Source organism: Pseudoalteromonas sp. T1lg23B (assembly GCF_002964665.1).
Classification (GTDB): domain Bacteria; phylum Pseudomonadota; class Gammaproteobacteria; order Enterobacterales; family Alteromonadaceae; genus Pseudoalteromonas.
This window is the reverse complement of sequence record NZ_PQBZ01000042.1, coordinates 659,327-673,724: the sequence shown is the minus strand read 5'-3', so window position 1 is coordinate 673,724 and position 14,398 is coordinate 659,327. Positions and strand designations below refer to the sequence as shown.

At 45.0% G+C, this 14,398-nt stretch carries 14 protein-coding genes; 9 read left to right on the top strand and 5 right to left on the bottom strand.

The window, feature by feature from the left end; translation table 11 throughout:
• Both feoB and C2M32_RS19410 read left to right on the top strand, forming a co-directional pair.
• Positions 1-2,103, top strand: a complete 2,103-nt coding sequence (gene feoB / locus C2M32_RS19415) for a ferrous iron transport protein B (RefSeq protein WP_105169951.1) — start codon at positions 1-3, stop codon at positions 2,101-2,103.
• A gap of 188 nt (positions 2,104-2,291) precedes the next feature.
• Positions 2,292-3,143 (top strand): DUF417 family protein, encoded by an 852-nt coding sequence (locus tag C2M32_RS19410; protein ID WP_105169950.1) that lies wholly within the window; start codon positions 2,292-2,294, stop codon positions 3,141-3,143.
• Between the two features lie 17 nt (positions 3,144-3,160).
• Here C2M32_RS19410 and C2M32_RS19405 read toward each other — a convergent pair whose 3' ends face one another.
• Positions 3,161-3,592 carry an Lrp/AsnC family transcriptional regulator gene (locus C2M32_RS19405; protein WP_105169949.1) on the bottom strand — a complete coding sequence of 144 codons (432 nt, stop codon included), beginning with the start codon at positions 3,590-3,592 and terminating at the stop codon, positions 3,161-3,163.
• Between the two features lie 175 nt (positions 3,593-3,767).
• On the opposite strand from C2M32_RS19405, the gene C2M32_RS19400 reads away from it, so the two are divergent.
• The 3 genes from C2M32_RS19400 to C2M32_RS19390 are packed head-to-tail and all read left to right on the top strand — an operon-like array spanning position 3,768 to position 7,188.
• On the top strand, positions 3,768-4,832 hold the full coding sequence (locus C2M32_RS19400; protein WP_105169948.1) for an ornithine cyclodeaminase: 1,065 nt from the start codon (positions 3,768-3,770) through the stop codon (positions 4,830-4,832).
• On the top strand, positions 4,829-5,737 hold the full coding sequence (gene ctlX, locus C2M32_RS19395) for a citrulline utilization hydrolase CtlX (RefSeq protein WP_105169947.1): 909 nt from the start codon (positions 4,829-4,831) through the stop codon (positions 5,735-5,737). Before C2M32_RS19400 ends, ctlX begins: the two co-directional genes overlap by 4 nt.
• 41 nt (positions 5,738-5,778) lie before the next feature.
• Positions 5,779-7,188, top strand: a complete 1,410-nt coding sequence (locus C2M32_RS19390) for an alanine/glycine:cation symporter family protein (RefSeq protein WP_105169946.1) — start codon at positions 5,779-5,781, stop codon at positions 7,186-7,188.
• Positions 7,189-7,285: 97 nt separating this feature from the next.
• On the opposite strand, the gene C2M32_RS19385 is transcribed toward C2M32_RS19390, so the two are convergent.
• Positions 7,286-7,702 (bottom strand): VOC family protein, encoded by a 417-nt coding sequence (locus C2M32_RS19385; protein ID WP_105169945.1) that lies wholly within the window; start codon positions 7,700-7,702, stop codon positions 7,286-7,288.
• A gap of 357 nt (positions 7,703-8,059) precedes the next feature.
• Between C2M32_RS19385 and C2M32_RS19380 the strand changes: the two genes are divergently transcribed.
• Positions 8,060-8,461: a cupin domain-containing protein gene (locus tag C2M32_RS19380; protein ID WP_105169944.1), complete on the top strand. Its 402-nt coding sequence runs from the start codon at positions 8,060-8,062 to the stop codon at positions 8,459-8,461.
• Here C2M32_RS19380 and C2M32_RS19375 read toward each other — a convergent pair.
• From C2M32_RS19375 to C2M32_RS19365, 3 genes are all read right to left on the bottom strand, one after another.
• Positions 8,458-9,039, bottom strand: coding sequence for a DUF6151 family protein (locus C2M32_RS19375; RefSeq protein WP_105169943.1), 582 nt, complete (start codon positions 9,037-9,039; stop codon positions 8,458-8,460). The two genes, C2M32_RS19380 and C2M32_RS19375, sit on opposite strands and share 4 nt — an antisense overlap.
• 100 nt (positions 9,040-9,139) lie before the next feature.
• Positions 9,140-10,126: a questin oxidase family protein gene (locus C2M32_RS19370; protein ID WP_105169942.1), complete on the bottom strand. Its 987-nt coding sequence runs from the start codon at positions 10,124-10,126 to the stop codon at positions 9,140-9,142.
• An 18-nt stretch (positions 10,127-10,144) separates the two neighbouring features.
• A complete protein-coding gene (locus tag C2M32_RS19365; protein ID WP_105169941.1) occupies positions 10,145-10,696 on the bottom strand; it encodes a flavodoxin family protein in 552 nt (183 codons plus the stop codon).
• Positions 10,697-10,880: 184 nt separating this feature from the next.
• Here C2M32_RS19365 and C2M32_RS19360 point away from each other — a divergent pair, with 184 nt between their 5' ends.
• The 3 genes from C2M32_RS19360 (at position 10,881) to ltaE (ending at position 14,199) form a co-directional block, all read left to right on the top strand.
• Positions 10,881-11,771: a LysR family transcriptional regulator gene (locus C2M32_RS19360; protein WP_105169940.1), complete on the top strand. Its 891-nt coding sequence runs from the start codon at positions 10,881-10,883 to the stop codon at positions 11,769-11,771.
• Between the two features lie 93 nt (positions 11,772-11,864).
• Positions 11,865-13,172 carry a metal-dependent hydrolase family protein gene (locus C2M32_RS19355; RefSeq protein ID WP_105169939.1) on the top strand — a complete coding sequence of 436 codons (1,308 nt, stop codon included), beginning with the start codon at positions 11,865-11,867 and terminating at the stop codon, positions 13,170-13,172.
• A 13-nt stretch (positions 13,173-13,185) separates the two neighbouring features.
• A complete protein-coding gene (gene ltaE / locus C2M32_RS19350) occupies positions 13,186-14,199 on the top strand; it encodes a low-specificity L-threonine aldolase (protein WP_105170148.1) in 1,014 nt (337 codons plus the stop codon).
• Positions 14,200-14,398: the final 199 nt, after the last annotated feature.

Genomic DNA, 14,398 nt, shown 5'->3' with positions numbered 1-14,398 from the left:
ATGAAAATCGCATTAGTTGGCAACCCTAACTGTGGTAAAACGACGGTATTTAACCGCTTGACGGGCGCCAAGCAGAAGGTCGGCAATTGGCCAGGCGTGACGGTTGAGCAAAAAGTAGGGCTGTTTTCACTTGCCATCGGTAAGGATGTTGAAGAAGTTGAATTAATCGACTTACCAGGGTTGTATAGCCTTGAGCAAATAGATGCCGGACAGGATGAGCAGATTGCGATTGATTTTCTACGCAACGGTGAAGCAGATCTGATCATTAATATCCTCGATGCAGCAAACCTTGAACGCAACCTAGTATTGACCACTCAGTTACAAGAGCTGGGTGTGCCAATGGTGGTAGTTGCAAACATGGTAGATGTGGCGACTCAGCGTGGCAAAACCTTAAATGTTGATTTACTGAGTGAACGTTTAGGGCTGCCTGTTATTGAAATGGTAGGTGCGACAGGTAAAGGCACAGACACACTTAAAACTGCGTTATCGAAAGTCAAAAGCAGTAGCGGGTTAGCGCCTTTGGTATCGACAGAAACACAAAGCAAAGAGAGCGACCCCGTTGCACTAACCACAGCGCGTTACAAAAAAGTACGCGGTTTGACGCAAGGAGTGAATGTGATCTCTCCTCAACGTTCAGACATTACAGACACCATAGATAAAATAGTATTGAATCGCTTTTTAGGCGTGCCTATTTTTCTCGCGATGATGTATCTCATGTTCACGATCGCGGTAAATTTCGGTGCAGTATTTATTGATTTCTTTGACATTTTTGTTGGTGCTCTGTTAATTGATGGCGTTAAAGAAACACTCAGTGCGATTAATGCTCCTCAATGGTTAGGGGTTATTTTGGCTGATGGTTTTGGCGCCGGCGTACAGCTAGTTGCAACGTTTATTCCTGTGATAGGTGTGTTATATCTGTGTTTGTCGTTACTCGAAGATAGTGGCTATCTATCTCGGGCCGCGTTCGTCATTGATCGGCTGATGTCATCAATAGGCTTACCGGGTAACGCATTTGTTCCTTTGATAGTCGGCTTTGGCTGTAATGTGCCAGCGGTTATGTCAGCACGCACCATGAATCGCGAATCAGACCGTTTGTTAACCATCATTATGGCACCCTTTATGTCGTGTGGTGCACGCTTAACTGTTTATGCACTGTTTGCCGCTGCTTTTTTTCCAACCAATGGCGCAAATGTGGTGTTTGCACTTTATTTGTTGGGCATCATAGTTGCCATCGGCAGTGGTTTTATATTTAGAAAACTAGTGTTCACCGGTGAGAAAACCCCTTCATATACAGAAATGCCCGCATATCATTTACCGGTGTGGCGTAATATTTGGCTAACCACTTGGCATCGTTTGAAGAGCTTTGTTATGAGAGCGGGAAAGACGATTGTGCTGGTGGTAGTGTTGTTGAGCCTAGTTAATTCGATTGGTACTGATGGTAGCTTTGGCAATGAAAATACTGAACGCTCTGTGCTGGCAAAAGTTGCTCAGGTGGTCACTCCCGTATTAAAGCCACTTGGAATTGAAGAGGACAATTGGCCTGCAACAGTTGGGGTGGTAACGGGCTTATTTGCCAAAGAAGCGATTGTAGGAACTTTGGATGCGCTATATGTTGGTGAAAAAGCGCAATCCAACGAGTACTCACTGATAAACTCAACGCTTGAAGCTTTGCAGACTATTCCCAATAACTTTAGTGATTTGCTTAACAACCTTGGCGATCCGTTAGGTTTAGGGGCGTTAGACGAAAAAGATGCCAATAGCAATGCTTTACTCACGCAAATGGCCAGCCAATTTAAAGGCCAGTTAGGGGCGTTTAGTTACCTTGTACTGATCTTGTTATATACCCCGTGTGTTGCCGTGTTAGGAGCGGTTAAACGTGAATCAGGTGCGCGCTGGATGTGGCTAGTAATCGGTTGGACAACGTCCTTGGCATATATTTTATCAACCAGTATTTATCAGCTTGCAAACTTTGCCCAGCAGCCAGTATTTGCCAGTGTTTGGCTACTTGCAATGGCGGTGATTACCTTTGCATGGTGGGCCGGTTTGAGGGGGTTAGGTAAGCAACTAAACCAACCGCCAACGTATCAAATTAACTTAGGCTAGCGAGTACTCAGAAAAAACGGCGCATAATGCGCCGTTTTTTGTAGCCAGTGCAAACTGAGTAGAACAGTCCTTAATTCTGACACTGGCCTTTTTCATTCGCTCATCAACGCACTAAATCGATTGGCTTTGAATTAAAAGCTTGGGGTTGGCGGTCTAGTGCCTTATGTTGCGATTAATGAGAAAGAGATATGTTTGATAGATATGCTAATGGGGCGGTTAAGGCTTGTTTAGTCGTGAGCTTATTGCTGTTGGGTGTGTCATTTATATTAGATGGCAACGCAAGAGGAATGACGGCACTAATAGATTTTTACCATGTAGAGTCGGTTATAAGCGCTCACAGCGCTGGTATATTCAGCGGCACTGTCATGGTGGTGGCTGCGCTGATGGTTGCGTTGGCAACGCAACCTAAATTACACCCCATCACAGCAGGGTTATTATTACTGATCGCCGCTGTTGCCTTACTTACATTGTTAAGTCCAAATCGCTACATTCAAGCGCTGGGTGGTTTCCCTGTGCTTGGATCAGGGCAGGGCATTATAAAATATGCTGCGCTCATACCACTGATCATGAGCCTATACTTAAATAAACACTTTTCGAAGCAACAACTAGCCTGGTTTAACTATATGCCAGTGGCGATGGTGTTATATTGGATTGGTGGTTTGAAATTCTTTGAATTCGAAGCAAAAGGTATTGTGTCACTGGTCAGTACATCGCCCTTTATGTCGTGGCTATATGATGTTTTTTCTGTGCAGCAGGCGTCTAATGTGATTGGTGTGTTTGACCTGTTTTTTGCCTCTTTGTTGGGACTTGGGCTATGGCTTAAAAGGGCAAACATAGTCTGGGTTGCGATATTGGGATGCGGCAGTGTGTTTGTAATGACACAGACTTTTCTACTGTCGGCGCAAGGGGCTTTTAGTGCGCAAACTCTGCTGGGAGGGCTTGGGCAGTTTGTTATAAAAGATCTGTGGTTTATTGCCAACCTGTTGGTGATTGCATGCTTTACCAAGCAGCTTGCCAATACGCGTAAAAATAGAGCTTAGCGGTTGTAAAGTAACGTTTAGGTAGTTGATAGCATGATGCTGGTTTCGCTGTTTAAAATGCCATGGATGGTGCGCACCTCACGTAATACCCCATCGAAAGCACTCAGATTGGCTGCTTTGATTTCTGCAATGAGATCCCATGCGCCATTGGTGGTGTGTATTCGAGTAAGTTCAGGGATCCCTTTGAGCTTTTGAATCACTTGCGATGTGGACTGACCAATCACCTCTATCATCATAATTGCACGTACCGAATCACTATCTATCTCTTCATGCACTCTTACGGTAAAACCCAGAATCGCACCACAGCTTATTAACCTATCTAAACGATTTTGCACCGTACCGCGAGAGACCTTGAGTAACTCCGCAAGTGTTGATATGGATGCTCGGCCGTCTTTTCGCAGTGCCCCAATGAGTGCTTTGTCTAATGAGTCGTAAAGGTAAGGTTGCATGGTTTCGATACAATGGATGAAGATGAGGAAAAAATAGCAGCAACTTACACTTTGCACAATAGTCTTATTAAAAGTGATAAAAAATAGTTCAATTTGTATGTTATTTTGACATTTTAACTGTTTGAATGGCTGGCTATAGTATCCCTGACATTATGACAACTATTTTGGAGGGGCTATGCAGCCGTTTATTTCTCACCTTAAGCAAGGTGTACCTTTGGTTGATGTAGGCACGATGCGTGCGCTAGTAAACGAAGTTGGCATAGAGGCATTTTTAGTCGAGCTGAGTCGCAGACTCGAGCAGGACTTTGCCAGATGGCAGCAGTTTGATAAATCGCCCCGTTATGCGTCGCATTCCGAATCTGGGGTGATTGAGCTGATGCCGATTAGTGATGGTCAGTTCTTTAGTTGTAAATATGTGAACGGACATCCGAAAAATACACATGTTGGACTACAAACCGTGGCAGCTTTCGCTGTGCTGGCTGATGTGGATACAGGCTATCCGATTCTGCTGTCTGAAATGTGTTTACTGACCGCACTGCGCACCGCTGCAACCTCTGCGCTGGTAGCAAAATATTTGGCGCCCAAAAATACTTCCACCTTGGCATTAATTGGCAATGGCGCGCAGTCTGAATTTCAGGCACTCGCGTTCAAAGCGTTGTTAGGGGTGTCACATGTTCGCTTATTTGACATTGACATAAAGGCATCTCACAAAGTGAAGAGGAATCTCGCAGATAGTGGCTTAGAGGTAGACATTTTCACCAGTGCGGCAGAGGCAATAGAAGGCGCTCAGGTGATCACAACCTGCACCGCAGACAAACGCAATGCCACCATTTTATCATCGGACATGGTCAAAGATGGCGTACACATTAATGCCATTGGTGGCGATTGTCCTGGTAAAACGGAACTTGATGCGGCGCTTTTAAAGCGAGCTCAGGTGTTTGTAGAATACGAACCGCAGACTCGTATCGAAGGCGACATTCAGCAGCTCGACGAGTCTTTTGCCGTCACAGAGTTCCATCAATTGGTAAATGGTAAGGCACATGGGAGAGTGGACGAGCAGCAATTGACGATTTTTGATGGGGTAGGGTTTGCGCTGGAGGATTTTAGCGCTTTAAGCTATGTTAATGAATTAATAAGTAAACAGGCTTCAACACGTCTCGATTTGATCACTCAGCAAGACGACCCTCGTGATTTATTCTCCGTGTTACAAGCGAACTCAGCTGTACAGGTTGCCGTATGAAACCACTTCAAACTCCCAACGCCGTGGTGATGGTTCGTCCTCATCACTTTGTGTCGAACCCACAAACGATGCAAGATAATGCCTATCAGGTTGTGGCTGACAGTCAATATGTTAGTCAGCGTGCGTATCAAGAGGTGAGCAGTGTGGCTCAAGCTCTCTCGGATGCGGGGGTCACTGTGCATTTGTTTGAGGATGAAAGCCAACTTACACCTGATTCTGTTTTTCCCAATAACTGGTTTTCAACCCATGGGGATGGGCAGTTGTTAATATATCCTATGTATGCGCCCAACCGTCGTATGGAGCGCCGCGCAGACGTGATCGATGTTTTCAAAACACAATATCAGGTTGAATCCATTACCGATTTAAGTCGCTTAGCTGACAGTGAGTTATTTCTAGAGGGAACGGGCTCGATGGTGATGGATCATATCCACAAAGTTGCTTATGCGGTTGAGTCAAAGCGTACATGTGCTAAGTTAGTTGCACAGGTTTGTAAGCAGATTGGTTACGAGCCAGTGGTATTTAACGCGTTTGATGATCAGGGGGTTGCGGTATATCACACCAATGTTTTGATGTGTGTCGCTAGCGAGTTTGTGATGATTTGCTTGGATATGGTGGCAAAAAACCAACGAACCGACCTAGAAAAACGCTTTGCTCAACAAAATAAACCGGTGATTGCGTTAACCCAAGCGCAAATCGCTCAATTTTGTGGTAACGCATTAGAGCTACAAGGCCGCGATGGGCGTTTACTGGCGCTGTCACAAACGGCATTTGACGCGCTCACCGATGCGCAAAAAGAAGTGATTGAGCGCTCAGCTAAACTTATGCCCATGGCAATACCCACACTTGAGGCGGCTGGTGGCTCGATCCGCTGTATGCTCGGTGGTGTACATTTGCAAAAAAGATAATAACAACAAAAGCACTTAGTGGTGCACAACAGGAGTCTATTATGGTGAGTGAAGTGATTGGCAGCGTTAATGCCTTATTATGGGGAGAAGGCCAACTCCTGATTTATATTCTGCTATTTGCTGGGGTGTGGTTTTCGACTCGTCTAGGGCTAATTCAATTACGCCAGTTCACTCACATGTTTACGCTGCTCAAAGGTAGCACTAAGGCCAGCACTCAAGAAGTGAGTTCCTTTCAAGCGTTGTGTACCGGCCTATCTGCTCGGGTTGGAACGGGGAATTTAGCAGGGGTTGCTGTGGCCATCTCACTGGGGGGCAGTGGCGCTATTTTTTGGATGTGGGTTATTGCGCTGCTTGGTATGGCTACAGGCTTTGCTGAGAGCGTACTCGGCCAAGTTTATAAGGTGCGTGACAGCCAAGGGGAGTTTCGTGGTGGCCCAGCCTATTACATTCAGTTAGGACTCAACAAACGCTGGTTGGCCATTGTGTTTGCCATCTGTTTATTTTTGGGTTACGGCTTTAGTTTTAGTGCCATGCAAACGAACACCATCACAGATGCGCTGTCATTTGCCTTTGATATTCCGCCTTTGTATTCGGGCATTGTGATCACAGTGTTGGCAGGGTCCATCATCATGGGGGGCTTTAAGGCAATCGCACGTTTTGCTGAGCGTGTAGTGCCCGTGATGGGGATAGTGTTTGTCTCGGCGGCGGTATTGATCACCCTGATCAATTTCAGTGAAGTGCCAGCGATGATCAAAGACATTATACTCAGTGCTTTTGGTCTACAAGAAGCCGGAGCTGGCGCCATGGGGGCGGCGATTAAAAACGGTATCCAACGTGGTTTATATTCCAACGAAGCGGGAGCCGGTAGTGTGCCGCACGCATCAGGCGCTGCTAGCCCTGTGCCCAATCACCCGGTTACTCAGGGTTATATCCAAATGTTAGGGGTATTTTTTGACACCATAGTGTTGTGCAGTTGTACCGCAGTCATTATTTTATTGGCTGACGTGGATATCAGTGGAGAAATGGAAGGGATCCGGTTGACCCAAAGCGCAATGACCGCACATTTAGCGCAAGGTGGCGTGTACTTTGTTGCCGCAGCGATCACCTTGTTTGCCTTTACCTCCGTGGTGGCCAACTTTGCCTACGCAGAAAGTAACCTACACCTGTTTAAGCTCGATAATAAACTGGGACGCGGTATCTACACCGCGCTTTATTTAGGCATGATGTTGTGGGGCGCAACAGCGACGCTCAAAGAAGTGTGGAGTTTGGCTGATATGGCTTTGGGGCTTATGACGCTGGTCAACATATTTGCCATTATACAATTGACGCCAACCGTTGTTGCACTCAACAAGGATTACCATGCGCAGCGAAAACAACAAAAAGAGCCTGAATTTAATGCGGCATTAGTTAAAGTTCAGGGTCAATGTGAGCCCGGCGTGTGGGATAAATAACCGAGTTTGAAGAAAACCGGATGTTGTACTCGTTAGGTTGAGGTTAACCTAACGAGTTTTGTTAGTCAGATTGATACGTCTGCACCACTGTGCATTGCTAATCATCATTATTTCGCTCATGTGGTAGATCGCTAAAGTATTCTACAAACTCCACTTCAAACCCGTCTGGGTCGATAAAATAGACGTTGTGGCGAAATGGATTGTCGTTACTGCCCTTATCAACGAAGTAGCCAGCGAGCTTCATTCTTTCGACAAGTGCGCTGAGGTTGTTGACCACAAAAGCGAAGTGGCCGAGACCCGTTTGGTGGCCCTCTAATTTGCGGTTTTCGCCTTCGCCATGATCGCTAAAAGCAATGTAGTTATAGTCATCGCCAAAGTGTAGCCAGTGTCGCGCTTTTCCATACCACTCACCATGGCCTTCACTGCGAACGTGCCAATGGGGGAATGCAGCTTGATAAAAGTGCAGAGATTTTTTCATATTGGTAATGACTAGATTCACATGTTCCAAACGCATAGTTCGCTCCTATTTATTTTTCATTGTATTGGTTAAAAGCTCAAAGATTTTGCTGAGTAAGGCGTGATCTATTGGTAGATTGAGTGTGTTCATACGTACCTCCTGTAGTGATGTACGTTAACTATAAAACCTCAAGTTAACTTGAGGTAAAGGGGTTTTTGTATGAGTTGAGCAAAATAATGGTAAAGCGTGAAATGTGCATTTAGAGACATCATTTAGCCTCACAATGTATGCAAAAGGGTGTGCTTTAACGGCCAAGAATGCTATATGCTAAGAAAAAATTATAATCAGTTTCAAAAGAGTAGGTATCAAGACGTGATTAATACGATTGTCAGGACAATAGCAATAGGTTCGTTAATGTTAGGGGGAGTTGCGAGTGCCGCTCCAGAGCTGGCGAATACAACTAACTCAGTGTCATTTAGCGTCGTGACTAAAAGCACCAAAAGCTGGAATGGCGATTTACTACCCAGTTATCCAGAAGGCCAACCAGAAGTGACTATTTTGAAGGTGGTTGTACCCGCAGGAGCAAGTGTGACAGCGCACAAACATCCGATGATTAATGCCGGTGTCATGCTCAAAGGTAACTTGACGGTGACTTCTGAACAAGGTGAAGTGCTTAAACTCGCACCGGGCGATGCAATCGTGGAGTTGGTTGATAAGTGGCATGAAGGCAAAAATAACGGTGATGAACCTGTTGAGATCCTTGTTTTTTATGCTGGCGTAGTCGGTCAGCCACTAAGCATCAAACACACTCATTAGTGTGCTTGATGAATGTGTGGGGTCACTATGGGTGTACCATCTTTGTTAAACAAGCAGTTTGGAGTGTGTTTTTGTTTTAGCTTCCAACAGGCTAATTTAACCAAAGTGGCGAGCATCAAACGTTTATGACCTTGCGGCCCCAACAACTCATCGGGTACGAGTCCTGTGGCATCTTTCAAATGTACAGAGCCTTTGATGGTGCCTGCTTTTTCATCCAACGCTTGATCATTAATAAAGCTGCGGATAACGCCAATGAATGGCCAGCTAGCGGATAATGTATTGCCAATCGGGGTATTACAGCACTTGGCATACCAACGATGTAAACCCTTGTCGCTCAGTTTTAAACAAGCAATGTGCTCCTCTCCGTCAAGTACATTAAAGTCAGCGATAGGGACCTGCACGATTTCAGTACCACCATAGGCATTTAAGACGTCATCTGTACGCTTGAGTGCATGGGCAAATTGCTGGCAATCGCGGCAATAACACACCAGATGATTGGCGACCTTAGGTGATATCGGCGCAATACTTGCCGTGACCTTGTTACATTGACAGCTAAGTGAAAGAGGGGGGTGGGCCATTGTGCTATCCTTAATTTCTGCGAATCAAAATATAATTCCTATCAAATTACTGGGTTCAGTAAATATAGTAAAGCGCTACTTGCGCCCATGTAGATGTGACTCATAGCTCATAGGCAGCTCGTTTAGCCAATGTGTAATAAATGGGTTCGCCGTACTTTTTGAAATCACGTAAACACGTGTATATCAGCTTAATCATATGGTCATTATTTGACTTAAGCGCGGCGGCTACCAAAGGAGAGAAGTCACCTTGCTCAGTGTTAAGTGGATATTTTTCATTTTGTGAGAAATTGAGCCCTGTACTTAAGCAAGCCATGACGATGGCTTGCCACATATATCTTAGCGCTGCATCTTTATCTCTGATATACGGTAATATACGTTCGAACGCGTGGCAGCCAGTTACTGTGTGTAACAGCGTAAAATCATTGTGCTGGTAAAAATGTCTTAAGCAGAACCTTCTCAGGGAGTTAATATCAATCTCCTTTGGCTGAATAGCGAGTGTTAGCTCTGCAATTTGGTGCGATATTTCATCCATACGATCCACAATGATCCCAGGTGAAAATACATGTTGTTCGCCTATTTTAGAGAGCCTTTTTAGTGTCTCATCCATAGTCTCTTCCGTTACCTCATCAGACACGCTAAACGGTTGGTATTCACAGCACCAATAGGACAGCGCGATGACGACCTCTTGCTGGTGGTTAAAGTCCAGCGCATAGGCAAGGCGGATCAAAGCATGGAACGCAGAAGCACTCACGCCTTTGATGAGCGCATCTAACGTTTGGCGCAAAGTATACGATACGCCAAATTGTGATACTTGGGTTTGAAAATAAGCTAAGTAGTGCTCATAGTGGGCGCTACTGCCCAAGTGTTGACGAAAATCAGACAAGTGAACGACCGTTCTAGGTGATGTTCTTTTTTGCAGTGACGTAATATCACTGTGGTAGAAGTGTGCGAGGTGTTCAGCTGTTGCCCCAAGATAACTGAGAGCAGACAACACCATAGGCAAGTGGGAGGCCATGCGGTCTGAATAAAGCGGCTGATAATCTTCAAGCTGAACTAACAATTGCCTGAGTGTATCCTTATTATTCATGGTGTTGTCATCCTTTTATTAAGCGATAGCCTGTTTGCAATTGTCTACCGTATGTGGCGCTTGGAGCTGCGCGATTAAATGAGCTACTTCATTTTGCTCCATCTTGAATCCTTCGTTGCATGGCGCATGAACCAGCCCTGAGTGTGTAATATCAAAATAGCTAAATAAGCGCTCAAAAAAGCCTGTAAAAACTTCGCAGGGGTGAGTGTGGGCTGAAGTAGTCAGTACAAAGCCATGCTTGTTTTTCAGTCCTTTACCAATGTGCTTAACGGCGAGATTTTCAGTGAGTTCAGTCATACGGTCAATGAGTCGCTTCATGTTCGATGTGACTCCATGCCAGTAGATGGGAGAGGCGAAAACAATGTTATCTGCCCACTCAAGTGCTTGTGCAATCGTGTAAAAGTCATCTTGAGGATAGTGGTTGTCGTAGTTGTAATCGCTAAATGTGAGAGGGTCTATTTCGATAAACTTCACCTGTTCTTTGGGTAGTTTTGCCAACACGAGTTTGACCAGTTGGTAGGTGTTGCCTGTTTGATTGGCGCTAGAAAATAAAATAACAGTTTTACGCATAGTATGTACTCCTTTTTGAAACTTGGAGTAGTCTAAAAGCTCAACTTAACTTGAGGTAAAGTGTTATTTTACACTTTTTTGTAACTGAACTTTGAGGATAAATAGCTAAAAACGTTTTTACCTTCAAAGTGATATGCTTTACTTACAGGGCAACTGACTAGCAGCGATAGGAAAGCAACTAAGTATGTTAAGAATCACGCTTGAACAATGGCGCATGTTTCGTATGGTGGCCGAGCATGGTGGCTTTAATCAAGCAGCAGCGCACATCCACAAGAGCCAGTCGAGTATTCACAGTGCGGTGGCTAAAATTGAGCAATCTTTGGGAGTGAAGGTTTTCAGTGTTGATGGTAGAAAAACTAAGCTGACAGAAGCTGGTGAAATGTTACTACGTCGGGCGAATTACCTGCTAGATGAAGCTGAGAAGGTGGAAGCCGTTGGTTATACCTTGGCAGAAGGCGTCGAAGCGTCTTTGCGCATTGCTGTTGATGAAGTATTTGCGCAACATATTCTGTACCAAGCGTTGGAAGCCACTTCACAGAAGTACCCGTTATTACGTGTCGAACTTATTGAATCCATTCTCACCGGAGCTCATGAACTCATTGAAAGTAATCAGGCTGATATCGCAATTTCTCCTATCAATCTGCTCAATGGTTTTAACGAACATTTATGTCACGTTGAATTTGCAGCTGTAGCAAGTCCCACACATCCATTGCACTTGTTACAAAGAGAACTAACGCTGGAGGATCTCAAGTCTTATCGGCAAATTGTGTTGCGAGACTCAGCTCATACCAAGCGTTCTGACTCAGGCTGGCTTGGTGCCAATCAGCGCTGGACGGTCAGCCATTTACGAACCTCGATTGACATGATTTGTAATGGGCTCGGATTTGCTTGGTTGCCTGTAAGCTCAATAGAAGCGGAGCTAGAACAGGGGGTTTTGCAGCGTTTACCGCTAACACACAACGCAACCCGTAGCAGTTCGCTATACTTGGTTTTTCATGATGGCGACCGTTTAGGATTGGCGGCACGGACGTTCATAGATGAACTCAGACGTCTATGCAAAGCAGCAAGCGGATGAAATTTATCCAATGCTTTTGGTCACTAGCCGCAAATACCATCATTAGCATTGAGCAATATGCTATTGGTAACATAAGAAATAAGGGAGAAAGTAATGAAAACAACAAATATTAGTTTACTAGTAACAACTCTAGCGCTTAGTTTTTCTGCTTTTGCTCAGGTTGATGGTGTGATCCATGCGGCAAAGATATTGATCAACCCCGAACAAGATGCATTAACTGAGCAAACGTTAGTACTTGAAGATGGTAAAGTATCGGCGATTCATGAGGGCTACCGCTCTTTAACGTCACTCGGTTTGGCGGACGTGCCAGTTTATGATCTGAAAAATCATTACGTGATGCCTGGCATGATAGATATGCATGTACATGTGACTTTTGAGCGTGACAAAGATGCGAATCCTCATAATTGGCTAACTAAAGAAGACGCCGATTATGCTTTGCACTCAATTCCTTATTTAAAGCGTACCTTGGATGCGGGTTTTACGTCAGTGCGCGATTTGGGATCGAACTACAAAGTGATCTTCCCGCTAAAACGTGCCGTTGAAGCACAAACCATCGCTGGACCGAGAATCTTTGCTGCAGGTAATGCGGTTACAGCAACGGGTGGACACGCCGATTTACATGGCTATCGTCACGATGTAACCGAGGCAATGAGCTATAGTCTGGGTGTGTGTGACGGCGCGGATGATTGTCAGCGTGCAGTGCGTGATGTCATAAAACATGGTGCAGATGTGATTAAGATCACGGCAACTGGAGGCGTTTTGAGTAACACCGCAGCAGGCGTTAATCAACAGCTTACGGATGATGAACTCACCGCGATTGTTAGTGCTGCACACAATCTTGGTCGCAAAGTGGCCGCTCATGCGCATGGCACGGGTGGCATCAATGCGGCACTGCGTGCAGGTGTAGATTCAATAGAACATGGCTCATACCTAGACGACGAGTCAATTAAGCTGTTTAAAAAGCATGACGCTTATTTGGTGCCCACGCTGCTTGCAGGCCACACGGTTTCTGAAGAAGTATTAAGCAACCCGAACATGCCTAAAGCGGTTGCCGATAAGGTCCGTGAAGTTGCGCCAAAAATGGAAAAAGCATTTCGCAGTGCTTTAAAAAATAAAGTAAATATTGCATTTGGTACAGACTCTGGTGTGTCACGACATGGCGATAACGCGATAGAGGCTGAACTAATGGTGAAGTATGGCATGACGCCCAAGCAAGTATTAATCAGCGCTACACGCTCTGCGGCAAAGCTGCTTGGTCAAGAAGCGCATTTAGGCAGCCTTGAAGTCGGGAAATTCGCAGATATTATCGCGCTCGAAGCAGACCCAGAAAAAGATATTAAGGCATTAAGCAAAGTTGCTTTTGTGATGAAAAATGGTGTTGTTTATAAACAAGAAAATTAAGGATAATCCAAACATGATAGACTTTCGTTCTGACACGGTGACCCAGCCTTGCCAGCAAATGCGTTTGCTAATGTGTAATGCGCAAGTAGGAGATGACGTTTATGGTGACGATCCAACGGTTAATGAATTGGAACAATGGGTAGCTAAGCGACACGGCTTTGCAGCCAGTTTATTTGTCAGCTCAGGCACTCAGGCTAATTTACTGGGTATTTTGAGTCACTGCGAACGCGGCGATGAATATTTGTGTGGCCAAAAAGCCCATAACTATCGTTACGAAGCTGGAGGCGCGGCAGTGCTGGGATCAGTCCAACCGCAACCCATAGAGAACGAACCTGATGGTAGTTTGTGTTTTGATAAACTCGCCAGTGCAATCAAACCAGATGATAGTCACTTTGCTAGAACTCGCTTGCTAAGCTTAGAAAACACCATCGGCGGCAAAGTGTTAAGCCTTGAATACTTAAAGCAAGCGCGTGCCTTTACCAATAAGCATCAATTGGCCTTGCACTTAGATGGCGCGAGAGTCTACAACGCAGCGGTTGCTCTTAATGTGGACATTACAGAGATATCTAAACATTTTGATTCTATGACGATCTGTTTGTCAAAAGGGCTTGGAGCCCCGATTGGCTCATTACTACTTGGGGATGAAGCTTTCATTAAAAAAGCACGACGGTTACGCAAAATGCTTGGTGGTGGCATGCGCCAAGCCGGTATTCTCGCTGCTGCTGGATATTATGCATTGACCAACAACGTGAGTAGATTGACCGAAGATCACGACAATGCACATTACCTCGCGCATCAGTTAAATACTTTACCGGGTTTTAATACGGACAACTACCCCGTGCATACCAACATTGTGTTGGTTGATATTGACGAAAAAATTGATATTTTCAGCGTCTGCGCGGCACTCAAGGAACAAGGCATTATTATTACCCCAGGTTATCAGGGAATGCGCTTTGTAACCCATAAAGATGTGACGCGAGATGATATCGATACACTGATTAATGCGATGGCCAAACTACTTGGCTAGTACTTACATTAATACAGTTAACTAAATAAAGTAAAAAGCGCAGAAGACTAAAACATCCTCTGCGTTTTTTTGTTTTTAATTTAGCATCCAAGCCCACGATAACGACGCGTGTTTCATCACATTGTGCAAAGTCTTCACATAACTCCCCATCAGATGAGTGAGTCGTAATAACTTGTTACCTAATAATAAGTTTTACAAT